Here is an 18,579-nt window from a genome sequence, read left to right as displayed (position 1 = left end):
GAGGTGAAAATATGACAGAAAAATTAACTGATAATGCTAGTTTAGGGGAACTTATGATAGCATTTGAAAGTATAAAAAATGACTTACAGATAGGAAAAAATAATGTGGCAAGTACATTAGGAAGCCCTTTTACTGGGACAGATAAGTTAAACATAACTAAAACAAAAATAGAAACTTTAAAAAATACTTTTGCAGCTAATTTGACAAATAAAAATGTTTCTGCAAATAAAACTGAAAGTATGCAAAGTTTAATAGATAAAGTGTCAAGCATAAAAAATATAATAAAAACAGCAAAAAGTGAAAATAGCACAATTCGTTTAAGTTATGCATATGTAGACAATTATGAAGGAGAAAAGTATTGGAAATGGGGTGCTTTTACTGTAAATTCTTTAACTTTTAAACCTAATATAGTTTTTGCACAAACTGGAAATTCACGCAACGAATACACGATAGTTTCTTTCGATTCTAGCATGGAATTAAAACCTAACCTAATTTTTTGTACAGATAGCCAATCAATTCCTAGCACTAGATATTCTATTTACCATGTAAAAAATCGAGAAATGGATATTGATAATGGGTCTTCAGTTGGACATTTTAGTAATGGGTTTAGATTGCCAATACCTACAGAGGATTATGACTCAAGCATTATAGTTAGTTGGTTTGCGCTAGGATACAAATAAAAAGGAGAATGAAAATGGAAATAGGGAAAAGAATAGTTTTTGACCAAGACGGAGAAATAATTGCCATCTTTGGAGAAATGGAAGGAGATATTATACCAAGAAAAATTATAACAAAACTAGATTATATTGATATTCCTTTTAAATCAATAGCTGATAATTGTTATATAGAAAAGATAGATGTAGTTAATAAGGTACCAATCTTAAAAGAATTAAAAAGAGAATTAACAGAAGAACAAAAGAGAATACAAGAATTAGAAAATCAAATTTTATTAAATGAAAATGAAAAAGTAGGAGGATTATTATAATGAATGTAAATAGTGTTGTAGTAAGAATATTAGCAGAGAGGATTCTAAATAAAGGATTAAATCCGTTGAAAAATCGAGAATTTGAGTTAGATGATGTAACTAACACAGATTATAGAAAAGCAGTAGAAGATTATATAATCAAAGAAAGTGGAGTAGTAGAAGGAGAAGAACCAACATTATAGAAGGTTCTTTTTTATTTCTAAAAATATATAAATTCATTTACATTTTGCCCACACTTCATCTACACTTTGCAGACGTTTATGGTTTTAAAATTAGGTACAATAAAACCATAAATTTAGAAAGAGGTGGATTAAATGGCTACAGTTTATGAATTTAATTATACAGGAAGTGAACAACGTGTTACATTAAAACCCGGCAAGTATAAATTAGAATGTTGGGGGGCTAGTGGTGGTAAAAAAGGGGTAATTTCAGGAGGAGGAGCTAGAGGTGGTTATTCTACTGGTGTACTTACGTTAAAAAAATTAACTACTTTGTTTATCTATGTTGGTCAAGCTGGTATGCCTGATTATACTTTAACGTCTATATTTAATGGTGGTGGGCTTGGTAAACAAGTTACTGGTGGTGGTGGTACTGATATAAGGCTTACTGCTGGTGCGTGGGATAACGAACAAGGCTTATTGTCACGTATAATTGTTGCAGGTGGCGGTGGTGCTTCTACTCTTAGAGACGGAGAAGGTGGGCTTGGTGGCGGTGAAATCGCTGGTAATGCTACGAGTACTCTTTCTTATTTTTCGCCTGGTGCGGGTCAATACGATGGTTGTAGAGGTTTTAATTTTTATTGTAACTCTTATTTTGGTAGAGGTGGAACTTATACTGCTGATTATTTATATTCTTGCAATTACGGTGGTGGTGGTGGTTGGTTTGGCGGTGCTGGCAACTCTTTAACATGTGGAGGAGGAGGCGGAAGTGGTTATGTATTAACTAAAAATAGTTATAAACCTAAGGGCTATACACCAACTTCTGAATATTATTTAAGTGATATTGCCATGACTACTGGCGGAAGCACTATAGATGCTGATGGTTATGCTAAAATAACATTACTACAAGCATTACCACTCTTAACAGTATCATCTTATAATTCTACACAAGCAATATTCAAAGCAGACCACACAGACCCAGCATTATTAACTAAAATAGAAGTGTTTTTAGATGATATATTAAAAGAAACTATCACAACAAATTTAGCATCAGAGAAGACAATTAACTATACATTAGAAGATAATGCACTCCATACACTTAAAATAGTTGTTACAGACAATGCCAATGCTACAGCAGAAAAAGTTGTAAGTATAAGTAAGAATATAATGCCATTAGGTGATGATGCCAGTCTACAAGACATAGCAACAAAAGTTAGCGAAATGAAAGATGGTTTAATCAATGGAAAAACTTCTATTATAAATGTATTAGCATTAAAGAACATTGAATCAAGTTTGAACAATTCTTTAGTAGAATTGTCAGAGAAAGTAAAAGATTCTTTTGATAGTTCAGATGCTAGTGTGCAGGATTTAACAAATAAATTAACACAAGCTAATAACACTATAAGTCAGTTAAATACTCAAATTTCTAATCTAAAAATAGCAAAAGGAATTTTTTCTATGACAACTAGATTAAGCTCATATGCCTCTGATGCAGGATTTAACATATATAGTCATAGCAAAACACAAGATAAAGCTTACTTTATAGAGATTAATAACCTAGAATTTACACCAGATTTAATTATATTAGAATATAAAAGTTATGATGGCTCAAATCAATATACAATCTGCTCGTTTATAGAAAGTCCTGGTTATAGTCAATACTATTTTTTAGAGTTTTATAGTTTAATAAACTCAAATATAAGAACAGATGAGTTTAAAAGAGTAACAAAAAGGGAATTTGGATATTTTAAAATACCAATTTGTATTTATCAAACAGTAATTGAGCAACAATATAATTTAGAAGGAAATGTAATAAAATGGACAGCATTACAAATATAAAAGAGGTGATAATATGAACAGAAATAATAGAATAATTTACGACCAAACAGGCAATATATGGCTTCAAACTGGAGAAGCAACAGGAGATATATAAGAGTGGTCAAAAATAACTGAATTAAACTTTTTAGATATCGAATGTGGAAGTATAGACTATAGTAAACAGTATATAGAGTCTATAAATGCAGTTACAAAATAAGCAGTTTTAAAATATATACTAACAGAATAAGGAACTATAAAAATTTTTAAGGGCTTAATTAAATCTAAGTCCTTTTTTTATTTCAATTAATTAGGAGGTTTTCATGAATGAAGAACTTTTCAAAGACAATTTGAAACGACATGAGGTAACAATAAATAAACATAATGATGAAATAGATGAATTAAAAGTAGCGAACATAGAGTCTAAAGCAGAATTAAAAGCACTATGTGAGAATTTAAACTCACTTACAAGTATGTTAAAGTGGTTGATTGGAACAATGATTACAACCCTTGTAGGATTCTTTATATTTGCTATCCAAAGAGGAATATTTTAATTAGGAGGATAAGATATGAATAATTTAATAAGTTTCATACCCGAGCAGTTGCTAATTTTAGTTGCTGCTCTTTATGTTATAGGAGCAGGATGTAAGAAATATAAACAACTAGATAATAAATATATTCCAGTAGTTTTATTAGCACTTGGGATAGGTTTTTCAGTATGGATGTTAGGATTAAATCCAACCTCAATCTTACAAGGTGTAATTTGTTGGGGTATATCAATAGGTATAAATCAAACTTACAAACAGTTAAAGGAGGAAAATAAACAATGAAAATAGCAATAGTACCAGGGCATACTCTAACAGGTAAAGGAACAGGAGCAGTTGGCTATATAGATGAAGGAAAAGAAAACAGAATACTAACTAATTTAATTGTTAAATGGTTAAAACAAGGTGGAGCAACTGTATATACTGGCAAGATAGATAAATCGAATAATTATCTATCTGAACAATGTCAAATAGCAAATAAACAAGACATAGACTTGGCAGTGCAAATCCATTTCAATGCAAATAACACAACTCTAAATCCAATGGGTACAGAAACAATATACAAAACTAGTAATGGCAAAGTGTATGCTGAAAGAGTTAATGCGAAGTTAGCAACAGTATTTAAAAATAGAGGTGCAAAATCAGATGTAAGGGGGTTGTATTGGCTTAATCATACAAAAGCACCAGCAATATTAATAGAAGTATGCTTTGTAGACAGTAAAGCAGATACAGATTACTATATTAAAAATAAAAATACAGTTGCAAAGCTAATAGCTGAGGGTATATTAAATAAGAAAATAGATAATACAGAGGAGAAACAGATGTACAAACATACAGTAGTGTACAGTGGTGATGATAAAGTATCAGCAGACATCTTAGGATTATATTACAAGAGATTAAAAGAAAGTTATTTAGTTACAGATATAAAAGACTATAAGCCACACCAAACACAAAATCTATATGTAATTGGTGGAATAACTTGCAATAAGATGAAAGAGTTGAGTAAGACTACAGGAGAAAAATTTACAGAGATTTATTCTGATGATGTGTGGTCAACTATGGATAGAGCTAGGGAGTTTGTAAAAGAAAAATTATAGAGTTGATACTTTATATGAAATAATTATGAATATATGGAAAAATATGTTTAATATAATTATTAATAAGGTATAAAGTTTTATAAATAAAACGATAAGGGGTGGATAAGATGTTAATAAATGATAAAAGTTTTTATCCAAATAATATTTATCCAGCAATAGACTTTCTCAAGATAAAAAGACAATTAAAATCAATATACAAGAATGATTTATCAGATTGTGGAAGCATATGTATAATAGAAAGAAAAGACTATTCTATAAGCATAAATAGTATAGGAGAGATAAATATATATTATGATTCAAGATATGAAAATAAGATACAGAGTGTAGTCGGTGAGATTGAGCAGTTATTCAAGTCTCAAGTTAAAAATTTTAGTATATCAAAACTTAAGAATTGATGATTAGAAGGTAGCGACTGGAGATAGTTGTTACCTTCTTTATTGATTATATCAGCGTTTTATTATAAATAGTTTATATAGTTATATATTTCTTTCTAATTAAACAATGGGATACTATTGTTATAATGGATACTAATATTAATGATGTTATTGCAGTATCTAATCTTTTTATTAATAAACCCATTATTATGTATTCCAAGCCTATTAAATATTGATAAAACATCTCTAGTTTAATAGTTTTTTCTCTATCTATTTTTCCATATTTTAATTCTAATTTGTCAAAATATTTTTTCCTAAAATAGTTAAATTTATGTTTAGTTAAGCCTTTTATTACATTCCCTATTATAAATATTATTCCAAAAAGTAAAAATAGTCCATTCCAAAAATTCATAGTAGATACCCCCTTTACAAAATAATTTTTATGTATGTTGTTTATATTCTTTTGCAAAGAGGAAAGGAAGATAAAATAATGATACAAATATAAGCCTCTCTAAAATAACATAGTAGCTAAATGTCATTTCAGAACTATTACAAATAACATCTAAATTATCAATTAAAGCATGAATTATAGAACAAAACCATATATTTTTAGTTTTCAAATAAACATAACCTAAAAATATAGAAAGTCCGATTCCATATATTAAATGAATTACACTTCCCATTATTGGAGCATCTGGACTATAGAATGTAAATTGTAAAGGTAAATGCCATAAACTCCAGCAAACACCTACAATTATAACACCTATTTTTTTGCCAAATTTACCAAAGAAAATACTTTGTAAAAAACATCTCCAGCCGTATTCTTCAGATAAAAAAGGATAAATATATATTAGTGATATTATAGTAAGATTAAGATAAAATAAAATACCATTATAATTAAGATTATTTTTGCTTATTATTAATCCAAGGATAATTTGAGAAAATATAAAGTAGACAATTAATAAAGCACCTATTCTTAGATTTCTTAGAAGATACAAATCTGTTGGTTTAGAAGAATAAATAATAACACATAAACTACTTATAAAGGTTAATACAATATTTATTATTGAGAATTCATTATTTGTTATTAACTTTAATGAGGCAATAATAAATAATAAAAAGTACAAAAGGAAAAATAATATTATCAATGAATAAAACTTATACCTATCATTAGTTTTTCCTTCTGTATAAAATTTTGCGATAGCAACAGAAGATAAAGGTAATATCATCATGAATGATGCAAAATTTTCTGGGTCAATAAATTTATTGAAATATAATAGTAAACCTAATAAATAGGTTAAGCCAAAAGTTATAGAAAAAAATATTATAATCTGAGTTTTCTTTCTTTTTTCTTCATTTTCAATATATCTTGGATTTAATAAATCAATCCATTTTTCTTGTAATTTCAATACAAAAACCTCCTTTAACATATTACTTTCTTTTCTATAATAACAAATTCATATTGTATTAATTTTCTTAATAAAAGTATAGCAGCAATGTAAGTATAAAGAGTATCTAAAATATTACAAATATTAACAGGATACATAAAACTATAGCATAACCTGTAACAATAAAACGAACGAAAATTATCATACTAAAACATAAGACCTGTTATAATTGTATTAGATATATACATTAACATACACCAAAGCACTCCTATAAAAAGAGTGCTTATTTTTTTGAAATACATTAAATGTATAAACTATCAATAACCTTACTCAACATATCTTAGAAACGATTTAAATAGGTCTTTTTAACAACCTAGAATATATGATATAATAAAAAAATAGAAGTGTATTCGCAGTACACTTCTATATCTGTAACTAAGCATTCTCATGTTGGGGAGTGCTTTTTTCATTTCTCCAAACAATCTTGTTTTTTTCATCTGTAATTATCAAATCAATCTCGTTTTCTTCTAATATTTCTGTTGCAGTACAAATAAGATTATCTAAGTCAAAACTACGAGTTAATTCTAGTTGCTTGTTATTTACAAGTCTTTTTAGTATATAAGTCTTAAAACACATCTATATCCCTCCTTAAGCACTAAGGCATTCTTGTAAGCGCTTTTCTGCTTCTTCCAAAGTAAAAAATTCGTCTACATACTGGTCAAAGTTTCTAACATATTCAGTCTTATATCTAGTGTTATTTATTTCTATAAAAGCAATAGTCTTGCCATCATCATAGTATCTGCTTATTACGAAGTATTTTTCTGCAGTAGATACATTTTCTTTGTCTTCTATAACTAAGCCTTCAGCATTAAAACAAGGTGCCATACTATGGTTGCCAATCCTTATGTATTCACAATCATAATTAAAACGAATTTTAGCACGTCTAATAGTACCATCTTCTTTATAAGTTATAGTTTTATCAGTTCTTTTAATAACCTCTATAGTGAACACACAGTCATGGTCACATACACTTCTTGTTGCATAAGTTTTGCCTACTTCAAATTTTATCATCTTAAATACCCCCAATAATTATTTTGTTAAGTATATTGTACACTATAAAGTGTCGTTTGTAAATATAAAAATGAAATTATTTAGTTTTCTTTGTAAAATAAAAATGGATAAAAGAAACTATATAGTGTATAATTATATATAGAAAAGCGAGGTGGTTATGTTGTCGATTTCATTTGGAGAAAAGATAAAAATAATACTGAAAAGAAAAAATATGACTATAGGTGAATTAGCAGAAAAAACAGGACAAACAAGACAAAATCTTTCAAATAAATTTTCAAGAGACAATTTTTCAGAAAAAGAAATTAGGGAATTTGCAAACGTGCTTGATTGTGAATTTGATTTTTATTTTACTACTAAAGATACAAATGAAAGGATATAGATTAATTACAACTTTAAGAGAATAGATATTTTATAGTTGTAAAATTATGTTATAATTTATAAGTAAGGAACTAAATATCTAAGAGTGGCAGTTTCCACATTATGCTCTAACCTACTTTCTAATGAAAGGAGGTGGGAAGTGTGGAAATAGTAGCAGTTTATTACATAGCAAAATTTTTACTTGATATATACAAAGTAAAAAGCCACTCAAAGTCGGAAGCTAAGAGTGGCTTTATATTTAATTTAACTATTAATAAACTAATAGTAAAAATTAAATATAAAAAGTACTAATTTTTTTCGGAAACTACACTCTCGACAATAGATTATAGTTCCTTATTTCTAAAGAGGTAAGGGAATTACAGTTCTCTTATCTCTTTTTGATACGATTTTACATCTTTATTATATCGCATTTTAACAAAAAATAAAACTGTGAATACTAGAAATATATTTTATTTTATCTCTAAATATAGATATTATTGCCCACCTAAAAAACTTTCACAAAACCAAAAAAGTATATGTTTTTGATAACTTACCAATATAACTTATAATTCATTTTACAAGTCTTATTTAATAAATATTTATGCCACTAAATTCCTTTAGTTTTACCAATTTAGTATTATTCTACAATTAAAACAATACAATGCAACTAGTTATTATTCAACAGATATGTTTGAAAATTGAATAAGTTTATAGATATGAATAATATTTTTTATATATAAAAATAAACTAAATAAGTAGAACATATGGTAAATTTTACCTGTAGTTTTTGTATTAAAAAGCTTCTATTATTAGTTTAAGTTAGACTGAATGAGGGAGCGACATTAAGATGGAAGAAGAAATGTTAATAGAAAGATTATTAAGAGCCGAACTAATAGTAATGGAATATTTATGGAAAAAAGATTCTAAAATTTCTAAAAAAGAAATTGTAAAAGATATAAAACAGATGTATGGATGGCATAAAAGTACAATAAAAACACTACTAAAAAGATTAGTTGACAAAGGTTATTTGGCTAGAGATATTATAAAATTTCAATCTCATTATAAAATAATAATAGATAACAAAGAATATTACGCTTTTAAGAAAAAAGTACTAAAATCTAGTAAAAGTAGAAAAATAATGCGTTCACTTACTACGACACATAAAACTGTAAGTAAAGAAAAGTTAGACTCATTAGAAGAGTATTACAGAAACTTAAAAGAATGATATGGTAAAAATTGGATGGATACATTTGGCTAAATTCTCTTGTTTGGGAAGCTTTATTGATGTAGAATTTACATATACATAAATCGGCAAAGGGGTGTAAACTATGAAAATTAGTAAATTACCAGAAGCAGAATTAAAAGTTATGAGATATATTTGGGAAGCTAACAAAGTATTAACTTCTAGAGATTTAGTTAATACGATGGAAGAAAAATATGGTTGGAATGAATCAACTACATTTACAGTTTTAAAAAGATTAGAGCGAAGGGAATTTTTAAGTACACAGAAAATAGGTAAACTTACACATTATAATATACTAGTAAAAGAGAAAAAATATTTAAGGTTTGAAACGAAAGAATTTTTGAAGAACATACATAAAAATTCAATTTCAAGTTTAATGTCAGCATTGCATAGTGAAGATGATGAAGTAGATGAAGATAAATTAATTGAACTTGAAGAACATTTTAAAAATTTAAAAGAGAAAGAATAAATAAAGATTATTTTAGGTGGCAAATTGTATTTTGCCACCATTTTGCCACCGTTTTAAAAACTTATACTTTTTTATAGTAAATTCGGTAGAGGGTAGTGCAGGAGAGTAGTTTCCTTTAGTGTAGCTATTTAAAAATTTTAAAAACTAGTGTAGGTTAGTCTAGCATAGTAGTTTTTACACTCTACACATGTGGAAACTGTAGCTAAGATAATCAAGCAATAGTAATGTATATATTAAGATTTAAACAATAAAACAGGAAAGGCTCTTTAGGCTCTCTGTGATAAGGATGTTTACAAACCAAGTAACAGCAAGGCATACAGCCAAACGGTTCCAAGTAAATTGTAAGCATCCATTTCACACAAAACCAAAAAGCCATTGAAACTATCTTTACAGACGGTTCCAATGGCTTTTTGCTGTACTATTGCCGGATAAATCACTTTAAATCGTTAAATCTTTGTCTGGGATTCCGGTCTGGACGCGCAAGCATTTATCGCTTACCATAATAGGTGAAGGAGGCGAGATAATGCAACAGACGATTGAATTGCTTTATAATGGGGATATTTGCCCAGGCGAGCGGACGAGGATTCGACTTGGCGGATATAAAGCCGCAAGAGAGATTGCCATGAAGGCTCACGATGCCCTTGAGGATACGATGGAGCGCATTCGGCTACGGACACAAGCACAGACGATAGCCGATGAAATTGTGTTTGCAGAACTGATTTACACTTAAAAACAGCCGCCGCACTAACCGTAAAAAGTTGGTGTGGCGGCTTGTTTGTGTAGATTATCTCGATACTCTCGAAAAGCAGCCAACGAGAGTGGCACACAGCAAATTGCTCATAATATGATTATAGCATCATCATTCGCTCAATTCCAATGCCGCTAATAAGCAATCTCTCTCGCTTATTGCATAACATCTGTTGCGTCCAATCAACAAACCCACCGTCACCAATTTCAAGGGTTTCACCGTCTTTTTCCATATAAATCTTAAAATTGATTCCTTTGTAATAATTATTATCCTCATGGTCTAAATCAAAATCAAACGGTGTATCAGGTAGCTCGGTTTGTATCAGTTCTGACATTCTCTGAAAAAATCCATCGGTATCGGTATAGCCACCACGCTTTCTAAGAGTGACCGACATTTTTGCATGATACTTTTCGAGTAACAGTAGCTTATAATACTCAAGCTGCTTTAAAAGTATTTCTTTCTCACTCAAATAAGAGCCAGTGTCTTTAGCTGTCGATACAATGCAAAATATCCCGAAGTGAGCAAAATGATTTTTGCTTAAAAGAGGTTGAGTTCTCGTCGTTCTTGCAGTTGTGCAAAAGTGCGCGGCAGTAGAATTATCAAGTGCTTTATTTTTTATTTTATCCGCAATTATGGTTGCGAGCATATTTGTTGGGTCAGCAAGTACTTCTGTTCCACGAAGTGCACTGACTATATTGTTTTGATCCACACAGCCAAATGTAGAGCAGTTACCAAACGGTGCAACGGGAGAAAGCATAACGCTTTTAATACCAACACTTTTTGCAAGCTCTAATAGCATAATTTCATACTTGTGATAATCTATGGCATCGCAACCGCTCGGAACGCAAAAACGGTTTAGCGCATAGCTTTTCAGCATATTTGGAGGAGATATATTTTTTTGCTTCATTATCTCAAGCAGCAATGTATTCAGGTCAGATTGTGACAACGAAGCCATTTTCTCCGTTAATTCTGGATTACCAATCTTATTTAATATTCGGTTTGTTATCTCATTCACTTTTTTCACCACATTTCGTATCAATCATATATTCTTCAAGGTATAATTTGCGTCCATCCGGTGTTATTACTTCTTTCTCGCTGGATAGCACACCCCCAAAATAGAGCGGTATTTTTTTGCTTGCAATATTTCGTTTGTCAACAGGATAGAGCAGCTTTTTAATACCCATATTTTCGGCATACTCGATCAGTCCACCAATAGCTTCTCTGCCATAATAATTACCATGAGCTGATATTTTTGTCCAGATGCCAAGTTCAGGAATTTCACCTTTTAATTTGTGCAAACCGCATGTTCCTAAAAACTCACTCGTATCCGAAAGTGTAATCACATACACAAAATCAGTGCCATCAATGCGTTGTTTCGTGAAATTTTCAATAACACTTTCAGTTTCGCTTATTTTATTCGCAGGACAAGGAAACATGTATGTTGTTACCTCATTTGAGAAGTTAGCGAAAATGTCGTGTTTATGCTTTTTTTCAACAGGCAAAAGTACTAACCGTTTCGTTTGAATGTTCATAAGTTTGACCTCGTCTAATATAAATTGAACCCATCCCGCCGCTACCACCAAATCGCAGGAGGGTATCTTTCTAATTCAGTATACCAAAAATATCGTCTAAAAGAAATACAAAAGTCATTGCAATTCAAGCCTTTTAGCAAATTCCGTTTCTGAAATTCCCCCCGCCACATACTGCCGCCTTGCTTCTTTCGCCGTTTCCGCCCAAAAAGTGAACGCTTTTCGTGCCGCACCAATCTTATCGTCGGCGGGCATTTCTTTGGCTTCATCCCGCATCATCTTAGCGTAATGCGCCTTGTAAATCCGCTCATAATCGAGCAGCGGTGCATCCTCCGCCAGCTTTTTCAGATACTCCGCTTTGTTGCCGATTGCCTTACATGTGAGTCCGTTTTCTGCCGTTCGGTCACAGTAAAAGGTTTCGTGCTTGGATTTGAGAACGAAATATCGGCCGCAGTTGCGGCACTTTCGCACACGCAAACCCTGCTTGAGTAATTCTGTAAATTCAAAATACAGAAATTCATTGAGGCTTTGTAGAATGGTGAAGCTCACAATATTTGCGCCCTTGGGGTTCAGCTTGTCGATTGCGGCAAGCTGTTCTTTTTTGTCTGCAAGCTCCATTTTGTCTATGGCTTCAAAATCAGCTTTGCCGTTTTTGGTAGGCGCAATCGCCGTGCCGGTCAGTAGGTAATAAAGCATATAGTCTTGATGCAATGCGGTAAATGCCATAAATCGTCCGCAAAGGCAGAAATCGACGCCGAGCAGGATAAGCTGCTCAACGCCGACCGCTTTCTTAAAATCGTGGAAAAGTACACTGATATTCGGGAGCTGACGTCCGAACTCGTGCGAGAGTTTATCGAAAAAATCATTGTTTATGAGCGCAGCGAGCCACGGAAGAAGAAAAATTACACCCAGCAGGTTGAGGTCTATTTCAACTTTGTCGGCAGAGTTTAGAACAGAGAAAAGTGTAGGATACTCGCTGTGTATCCTACGGCCAATCTCAAGGATGGAAAACATCCTTATCGGGCAGAGCCATTAGGGAGCCTTTTTTTCTATTTCATAATTCAATAATGAACAAAATTAAAATTCTGTTTTTTAATAATGAACATACATTGTAATTATTATTATCTGCAAGTATGATATTTCTAGGAGGATTACTAAAGATGCAAATAAAAAAAGAAGAAATAGAAAAGAAAATTGCAGAAGTTGCAACAAACGAATTTTTAAAAAAAGGTTATGAAAATTCTTCTATGAGAACTATAGCGAAAAAAGCTCATACGTCTATTGGAAATATGTATCATTAAGTAAACTGTTTTTTGACCGATTAACAGGTAATAAAAAGATTACGATGCTTGAAGGTGCAGGGCATTTTCCAATAGAAGAAAATGGATTGAATCAAATAAGTAGTACTTGTATTATATTTTTGGAACAATGTTATGAAATAACAAATTTATAGAATTATCTTTATGTATTGCCATAAGGAAAAATATAAAAAATACTTATTATAAAAAATTAATATTAAGTGAATATTAGATTTGAAAAGACTCCTAAATGCTATAGAATAAAGAAATGAGACAAACCTAAATATATGAGTATGTTAAACTACACTTGAATATAAAAATATTTTATAGTAAAGTATCAGTAATAATATTAGTGAATGAGTGTCTTGCTCAGCATTTATAGATAACTAACATATGACAACAAATAATAATATTATTACATATTACTTTGTTAAATTGTGGTGTAGTGGGCTTTAATTTGCTATACCTTTATTAATTTTACATAGAGTTATTTTGAATATAATTATGTTGAAATAGAAAAGATTAAATTTTCCAGTCTACAGGAGTTTTCTATTTTTGTGTAGGTAAATATGTATATCACATAAAAAGTTAGATATAAATACCTGTGGAATTTTTTTGTAGTAAACACAAGATATGGAGGATTCAAAAAGGAATTATCCAAATAGAAAGCGAACTTATTATCAGGATAACACCTGTCTAGATAATTTTATTTGCACGAAGTGTGCTTGCTTTGTAGTTTCAGAAGGCTCTGGGATACAACATAGAAATCACTGTACTCATTGCCTACACAGTTTCATGTGGATATTATTCCTAGTAACTGTGCCACAGATTGTGATGGTAATATGGAACACATTGGAGTATGGGTGAGAAAAAATGGTGAATGGGCAACTATTTGGCAGAGAAGGAAAAGAAATTCAAAAACATTACAAAAACAAATAAAATCATTAAAAAATATTCTAAAAATAAATAAGATATTTCAAACCTGAGTGCAGTTGTTTTGCCATATTTATTCATTTGTTGATGGATTGAAAGGCTGCTTATTTATTGAAGTTCTAGTTATCAGATAGTCAGATGAACAGATACAGAGCCGATAAACTTGTTGGCGATAGCAGTATATCGGCTCTGTGTCTGTGTACTTTTTATGTTCCTTTAGCATTCATATTACAAATACATCAAATAATACTGCTTAAAACCAACTAAATTTTCCTTTGTTGTTTCTCTTTGTATAATATAGAGCATAATCAGATTGTTTATATAAAGATTGAAACGTATCTAAGTTGCTTTCTAGTCTTGATATGCCTATAGAGCAAGAATTGATATCAGAACATAACTTTGCAACTTTTTTTGCTTTATTTTCAACATCTTCCTTAGACTGATTGATATATTCAAATACAGCAAATTCATCTCCTCCAAGTCTTCCAATAATAGCATTATTGGTAAACACTTTAGTCAAAACATTAGCAAATTGTATTAATATTTCATCTCCTCTAATATGACCAAATATATCATTTATTTGCTTAAAATTATCTAAATCAAAAATATAAAAATACCCACATGAAGTAGTTTCTAGCATTTCTTTTATATGTACTTCAAAAAAATGACGATTATATAATCCAGTCATAAGGTCTTTTTCTGATTTCAACTTAAATTCATTAGCCATAGCTAGAGCTTCTTTTGCTTTTTCAGTTATTGTTTTAGGATAGTATTCATCTTTTACCTGATCAAAGTTTGGAATAGAATGGTGTATATGGAGCAGTGTGATTTTACCATCTATAACTTTATATACCATAGTAAATCGAGTATCCATTTCTACATAGATGTCTCTTTCTAAGTACTCTTCTTCTATTACCCATAGAGTTCCATATACTATAAAAGTTTCATTTGTAACTTTAGTACATGAGTACCACTCATCTATAATTTTAAAATTTATTTCTTCTGATTCTATTTGGTCTTTTTCAAGATTTATAATGAAGTTCTCTAATGATGTATAGAATTCATGTTTTCCTGTTCCAAACAATGTAAAATTATCATCTAATAAAGACATGATAAATTGTAAGCCATCCTCGTCTGGATTTAAAATATAAATGTGCCAGATTTTCTTTGATAAATCACATAATTGTTCTTGTATTGTATTATTTTCCATAGAGTAACCCCTTAAGATTTGTAGTTTATAATTCTTTTAGTTAGTACTATTTATTTGGATGCTTGTGACAATATTATAATATAGAATTAAAAAAATTGCATCTGATTTGTACAATAGTGTACTTTATAAGAAGAAGCATAGGGTAATCATCTCTAATGTAAATAATGTATTTTTAAATTTTGATTAAAGCAATTAATGAAATTTAATTTCAATTGTAAAGAAATAAAATAAATTTAAATATAGGAGCATCTTAAATTATACTTGAATATAAAAAAATTTTATGGTAAAATATCAGCAATAATATTAGTAAAGGAGTGTCTTGCTTGATGTCGGAGTTATATATAATGGTAACCAACAAGTAAATAGTTGGAGACGCATAGGTATTCTGTTTAATCAGAATTTTTAAGTGTATTTTTGATACATTTAATTGTTGTGTCTTGTTCTGCCTTTATAGATAACTAACATATGACAACAAATAATAATATTATTATATATTACTTTGTTAAATTGTGGTGTAGTGGGCTTTAATCTGCTACACCTTTATTAATTTTACATAGTGTTATTTTAAATATAATTATGTTGAAATAGAAAAGATTAAATTTTCTAGTCCACAGGAGTTTTCTGTTTTTGTGTAGGTAAATAATACCACATAAAAAGGCAGATATGAATACCTGTGGACTTTTTTTGTAGAAAATACAAGATATGGAGGCAATAAAAATGAGTATTATTGAACTTAATGAACTGACTAAATCTTACAGGAGGTTTGAGAAAGAACCAGGATTTATGGGAAGTATAAAATCTTTATTTAATAGAAAATATACAGAAAAAACAGCTATATCATCCCTTAATTTAAAAATAGAGGAAGGAGAATTTGTTGGATTAATAGGTAAAAATGGAGCTGGAAAAACAACTCTTGTCAAGATGATGACTGGAATTATTGCTCCATCTTCTGGAAAAATCTCTGTCATGGGTTATTATCCAAATAAGTTAGAAAATAACTTTAAAAAACAATATGCTGTTGTTATGGGGCAAAAAAGTCAGCTATTTTTTGAATTGACGCCAGCAGATACATTTCTTTTATTTAAAGAGTTATATGATATATCTGATGAAGAGTATAAAAAGAATTTGGATTATTTTATAGAGTTGTTTGAAGTATCTGATTATCTAAATGTTCAAGTTAGAACACTTTCTTTAGGAGAAAGAATGAAAATGGAGCTTATTGTAGCACTTCTTCATAATCCTAAAATTTTATTTTTAGATGAACCAACAATAGGTCTAGATGCAGTGGCACAAAAACAAATTAGGTATTTTCTGAAAGAAGTAAATAAGAAAAAAGGTACTACAATAATGCTTACCTCTCATTATATGGAGGATATAAAGAGCCTTTGTAGTCGAAGTATTGTCATAGAAAATAGTCATAAAATATATGATGGCTCTACAGATGAATTATTTAATCATTTTCAAAAATATAAGAAAATAACAGTTAGCTTCACTGATGAAACTAAAATTTTATTTCCAAAAGACTATAAGATTATTGAGCAAACAAAACATAAAACATCAGTAATTGTACCAAAAGAAAAAGGTAATGAAACTGTTAAATGGATTTTTGATAAGTATGATGTTGAGGATGTAACAATTGAAGAAGAAGATATAGGGAATGTTGTAGAACGAATATACAAAGAAGTATGTGAAGAGTATTATGAACAACTATAATGAAGCATATTCAAGACAATCATTGTTTTATAGATTTAAACAAAATATAAGAAAGTACTATGAAATAGCTAAAATTAATTTCAAAGTACAACTTATTTGGAGGTTTGATGTAGTAGTTAACATGATGTTTACTATTATAAAAATTTTATTTGCTTATATTTTGTGGAAGGCAATTTTTGGTGAAAATGACATAGTTTCTGGCTTTACATTTAATTCAATGTTGTCTTATTATATAATAAGTTCATTTTTATCAGGTATTGATATGTCAAGAAGTACAAGTGAGGAGATATGCAATCGTGTAAAGTTGGGTACATTTTCAAAATACATGATTATTCCGATTGGTGCACAAAATTATTTTTTTGCTAAAAATTTTGGAATGACCTTTTTTTACTTAGTATTTAATATGATTTCTGCTTTTGTATGGATTTTTATATTTAAAATAGATTTTGCTTTTACATCAAATCCAATACAAATTTTAATTTCAATTTTGATGATTTTCTTAGGGCTTATTTTTATGATGCAGCTTCATTTCTTTATTGGAATTTTATCATTTAAATTTCTAGAGATTGGTTTTTTTAGAATGATAATCGATAATATAACTGAATTTGTTACAGGAACAATGATACCGCTTGTTCTTTTGCCAGAAGTTGTAGTAAATGTTATGAAATTGTTTCCATTTTATTACACAACCTATTTACCATCTATGTTATTAATAGGTAGAAATAGTAATGATGCAGTACAAGGACTGATTATTATAGCATTATGGGTTTTATTCTTCTTTATAGTAAATAAAATTGTCTATAAGAAGATAAGAACACTATTTGATGGGGTGGGGATATAATGAAAAAAAAATTTAAAATAATATTTATGTTACTAAAAATGAAATTATCAAAAATGATGGTGTTTAGATTTGATTTTTTTGGAGTATTTTTTGTAGATAGTTCATTATTTATATTACAATTGTTAATGTTTAATGGCATTTACTCTCATGTAGATTCAATAGGAGGTTGGCAGCGTGGAGAGATGATAATATTTATAGGAACTTTTTCATTAATAAATGCTATAAATATGACCATTTTCTGTTTTGGAATTTATGATATTCCACGCAAAATTCAAGAAGGAGAATTAGATTATTATATTACAAAGCCAATAGACCCATTGTTTAGATTGACATTTGAGAATATTAATATCGGTTCATCACCTTTAATTTTGGCAAGTATACTTATAGTTGTATATGGAGTATCTGGATTAAATTCAGAAATAACTTTTGCTATGGTACTGGCATATACATGTATGGTGTTATTGATGACATTGCTTTTTTATGATGTGTGTATTATATTTCGGACAATTCCATTTTTTGTTATATCATCCTCTGCTATAATGAGATTGGAAGATAATTTACTACCAATGAATATGAAAATTCCAGGTGTAATTTATGAAGGTATTTTTAAGCTACTATTTTATTTGATTTTACCATATGGAATTATGTCAACAATCCCAACTCAAATTTTGTCTGGAACATTAACAATAAAAGGATTAATCTACTCAATTAGTATTGTATTTGTATTTACAGTATTTATGTGGAGGTTTTGGAAATTAGGACTGAAACATTATAAAAGTGCAAGTAGTTAATAAATTTTCAGTTT

Annotated in this window: 26 protein-coding genes and 2 pseudogenes; 20 read left to right on the top strand and 8 right to left on the bottom strand. The window is 29.5% G+C overall.

What is annotated here, in order from left to right:
* Positions 1 to 11 precede the first annotated feature (11 nt).
* The 9 genes and pseudogenes from IC219_RS16750 to IC219_RS16710 all read left to right on the top strand — a co-directional run bounded on the left by IC219_RS16750 (position 12) and on the right by IC219_RS16710 (position 4,995).
* Entirely contained in the window at positions 12 to 680 is a 669-nt protein-coding gene (locus IC219_RS16750) for a hypothetical protein (RefSeq protein ID WP_227853435.1), read from the top strand.
* 14 nt (positions 681 to 694) lie between these two features.
* Positions 695 to 985 carry a hypothetical protein gene (locus tag IC219_RS16745; protein WP_227853434.1) on the top strand — a complete coding sequence of 97 codons (291 nt, stop codon included), beginning with the start codon at positions 695 to 697 and terminating at the stop codon, positions 983 to 985.
* A complete protein-coding gene (locus IC219_RS16740) occupies positions 985 to 1,167 on the top strand; it encodes a hypothetical protein (RefSeq protein ID WP_227853433.1) in 183 nt (60 codons plus the stop codon). The genes IC219_RS16745 and IC219_RS16740 overlap by 1 nt, the downstream gene beginning before the upstream one ends.
* A gap of 132 nt (positions 1,168 to 1,299) precedes the next feature.
* Complete coding sequence (locus IC219_RS16735) at positions 1,300 to 2,982, top strand: glycine rich domain-containing protein (RefSeq protein ID WP_227853432.1); 1,683 nt, start codon at positions 1,300 to 1,302, stop codon at positions 2,980 to 2,982.
* A gap of 13 nt (positions 2,983 to 2,995) precedes the next feature.
* Positions 2,996 to 3,175: pseudogene (locus tag IC219_RS16730) on the top strand (hypothetical protein); the annotation flags it as partial.
* A gap of 106 nt (positions 3,176 to 3,281) precedes the next feature.
* A complete protein-coding gene (locus IC219_RS16725) occupies positions 3,282 to 3,512 on the top strand; it encodes a hemolysin XhlA family protein (RefSeq protein ID WP_021384792.1) in 231 nt (76 codons plus the stop codon).
* A gap of 15 nt (positions 3,513 to 3,527) precedes the next feature.
* Positions 3,528 to 3,788, top strand: coding sequence for a phage holin family protein (locus tag IC219_RS16720; RefSeq protein WP_227853431.1), 261 nt, complete (start codon positions 3,528 to 3,530; stop codon positions 3,786 to 3,788).
* Positions 3,785 to 4,600 carry an N-acetylmuramoyl-L-alanine amidase gene (locus IC219_RS16715; protein WP_227853430.1) on the top strand — a complete coding sequence of 272 codons (816 nt, stop codon included), beginning with the start codon at positions 3,785 to 3,787 and terminating at the stop codon, positions 4,598 to 4,600. The genes IC219_RS16720 and IC219_RS16715 overlap by 4 nt, the downstream gene beginning before the upstream one ends.
* A 107-nt stretch (positions 4,601 to 4,707) precedes the next feature.
* Positions 4,708 to 4,995, top strand: coding sequence for a hypothetical protein (locus tag IC219_RS16710; protein WP_227824537.1), 288 nt, complete (start codon positions 4,708 to 4,710; stop codon positions 4,993 to 4,995).
* 73 nt (positions 4,996 to 5,068) lie between these two features.
* Here the strand turns inward: IC219_RS16710 and IC219_RS16705 are convergent, their stop codons facing one another.
* From IC219_RS16705 to IC219_RS16690, 4 genes are all read right to left on the bottom strand, one after another.
* The gene (locus tag IC219_RS16705; RefSeq protein ID WP_227835527.1) at positions 5,069 to 5,386 is read right to left on the bottom strand and encodes a hypothetical protein; all 318 of its coding nucleotides are present in this window, start codon (positions 5,384 to 5,386) and stop codon (positions 5,069 to 5,071) included.
* Positions 5,387 to 5,414: 28 nt separating this feature from the next.
* Positions 5,415 to 6,383, bottom strand: a complete 969-nt coding sequence (locus IC219_RS16700; protein ID WP_227824535.1) for a CPBP family intramembrane glutamic endopeptidase — start codon at positions 6,381 to 6,383, stop codon at positions 5,415 to 5,417.
* A 414-nt stretch (positions 6,384 to 6,797) separates the two neighbouring features.
* Positions 6,798 to 6,998 carry a hypothetical protein gene (locus tag IC219_RS16695; protein ID WP_227824534.1) on the bottom strand — a complete coding sequence of 67 codons (201 nt, stop codon included), beginning with the start codon at positions 6,996 to 6,998 and terminating at the stop codon, positions 6,798 to 6,800.
* Positions 6,999 to 7,010: 12 nt separating this feature from the next.
* Positions 7,011 to 7,433, bottom strand: a complete 423-nt coding sequence (locus IC219_RS16690; protein WP_227824533.1) for a hypothetical protein — start codon at positions 7,431 to 7,433, stop codon at positions 7,011 to 7,013.
* A 157-nt stretch (positions 7,434 to 7,590) separates the two neighbouring features.
* Between IC219_RS16690 and IC219_RS16685 the strand changes: the two genes are divergently transcribed.
* The 5 genes from IC219_RS16685 to IC219_RS16665 all read left to right on the top strand — a co-directional run bounded on the left by IC219_RS16685 (position 7,591) and on the right by IC219_RS16665 (position 10,232).
* On the top strand, positions 7,591 to 7,812 hold the full coding sequence (locus IC219_RS16685) for a helix-turn-helix domain-containing protein (RefSeq protein ID WP_227824532.1): 222 nt from the start codon (positions 7,591 to 7,593) through the stop codon (positions 7,810 to 7,812).
* A gap of 140 nt (positions 7,813 to 7,952) precedes the next feature.
* On the top strand, positions 7,953 to 8,102 hold the full coding sequence (locus tag IC219_RS16680; protein WP_193600867.1) for a hypothetical protein: 150 nt from the start codon (positions 7,953 to 7,955) through the stop codon (positions 8,100 to 8,102).
* Positions 8,103 to 8,637: 535 nt separating this feature from the next.
* Entirely contained in the window at positions 8,638 to 9,015 is a 378-nt protein-coding gene (locus tag IC219_RS16675; RefSeq protein ID WP_227824531.1) for a BlaI/MecI/CopY family transcriptional regulator, read from the top strand.
* Positions 9,016 to 9,118: 103 nt separating this feature from the next.
* Complete coding sequence (locus IC219_RS16670; RefSeq protein ID WP_227824530.1) at positions 9,119 to 9,502, top strand: BlaI/MecI/CopY family transcriptional regulator; 384 nt, start codon at positions 9,119 to 9,121, stop codon at positions 9,500 to 9,502.
* 523 nt (positions 9,503 to 10,025) lie between these two features.
* Entirely contained in the window at positions 10,026 to 10,232 is a 207-nt protein-coding gene (locus IC219_RS16665) for a TnpV protein (RefSeq protein ID WP_227481810.1), read from the top strand.
* Positions 10,233 to 10,350: 118 nt separating this feature from the next.
* Here the strand turns inward: IC219_RS16665 and IC219_RS16660 are convergent, their stop codons facing one another.
* From IC219_RS16660 to IC219_RS16650, 3 genes are all read right to left on the bottom strand, one after another.
* A complete protein-coding gene (locus IC219_RS16660; protein ID WP_227831761.1) occupies positions 10,351 to 11,265 on the bottom strand; it encodes a hypothetical protein in 915 nt (304 codons plus the stop codon).
* Complete coding sequence (locus IC219_RS16655; protein WP_227831760.1) at positions 11,258 to 11,782, bottom strand: GNAT family N-acetyltransferase; 525 nt, start codon at positions 11,780 to 11,782, stop codon at positions 11,258 to 11,260. Before IC219_RS16655 ends, IC219_RS16660 begins: the two co-directional genes overlap by 8 nt.
* A gap of 114 nt (positions 11,783 to 11,896) precedes the next feature.
* The gene (locus IC219_RS16650) at positions 11,897 to 12,397 is read right to left on the bottom strand and encodes a DUF6076 domain-containing protein (protein ID WP_227435834.1); all 501 of its coding nucleotides are present in this window, start codon (positions 12,395 to 12,397) and stop codon (positions 11,897 to 11,899) included.
* A gap of 87 nt (positions 12,398 to 12,484) precedes the next feature.
* On the opposite strand from IC219_RS16650, the gene IC219_RS16645 reads away from it, so the two are divergent.
* From IC219_RS16645 to IC219_RS16635, 3 genes and pseudogenes are all read left to right on the top strand, one after another.
* The gene (locus tag IC219_RS16645) at positions 12,485 to 12,730 is read left to right on the top strand and encodes a DUF4368 domain-containing protein (protein WP_227831759.1); all 246 of its coding nucleotides are present in this window, start codon (positions 12,485 to 12,487) and stop codon (positions 12,728 to 12,730) included.
* A 209-nt stretch (positions 12,731 to 12,939) separates the two neighbouring features.
* Positions 12,940 to 13,080, top strand: a complete 141-nt coding sequence (locus tag IC219_RS16640; protein ID WP_227435620.1) for a TetR family transcriptional regulator — start codon at positions 12,940 to 12,942, stop codon at positions 13,078 to 13,080.
* A 630-nt stretch (positions 13,081 to 13,710) separates the two neighbouring features.
* Positions 13,711 to 14,063 (top strand): annotated as a pseudogene (locus IC219_RS16635) (RNHCP domain-containing protein).
* Between the two features lie 200 nt (positions 14,064 to 14,263).
* Here the strand turns inward: IC219_RS16635 and IC219_RS16630 are convergent.
* Complete coding sequence (locus IC219_RS16630; RefSeq protein WP_227435629.1) at positions 14,264 to 15,220, bottom strand: diguanylate cyclase domain-containing protein; 957 nt, start codon at positions 15,218 to 15,220, stop codon at positions 14,264 to 14,266.
* 717 nt (positions 15,221 to 15,937) lie between these two features.
* Here IC219_RS16630 and IC219_RS16625 point away from each other — a divergent pair.
* Genes IC219_RS16625 through IC219_RS16615 form a run of 3 tightly spaced genes read left to right on the top strand, consistent with a single transcriptional unit; the run spans position 15,938 to position 18,565 of the window.
* Positions 15,938 to 16,933, top strand: coding sequence for an ATP-binding cassette domain-containing protein (locus IC219_RS16625; protein WP_227831758.1), 996 nt, complete (start codon positions 15,938 to 15,940; stop codon positions 16,931 to 16,933).
* Positions 16,920 to 17,774: an ABC transporter permease gene (locus IC219_RS16620; protein WP_227831757.1), complete on the top strand. Its 855-nt coding sequence runs from the start codon at positions 16,920 to 16,922 to the stop codon at positions 17,772 to 17,774. The genes IC219_RS16625 and IC219_RS16620 overlap by 14 nt, the downstream gene beginning before the upstream one ends.
* Positions 17,774 to 18,565, top strand: a complete 792-nt coding sequence (locus IC219_RS16615) for an ABC-2 family transporter protein (RefSeq protein ID WP_227831756.1) — start codon at positions 17,774 to 17,776, stop codon at positions 18,563 to 18,565. Before IC219_RS16620 ends, IC219_RS16615 begins: the two co-directional genes overlap by 1 nt.
* Positions 18,566 to 18,579: the final 14 nt, after the last annotated feature.

The organism is Clostridioides sp. ES-W-0018-02 (assembly GCF_020658175.1).
Classification (GTDB): Bacteria; Bacillota; Clostridia; order Peptostreptococcales; family Peptostreptococcaceae; genus Clostridioides.
The sequence above is the reverse complement of the archived record's forward strand: the minus strand, read 5'-3'. Positions and strand labels throughout refer to the sequence as shown.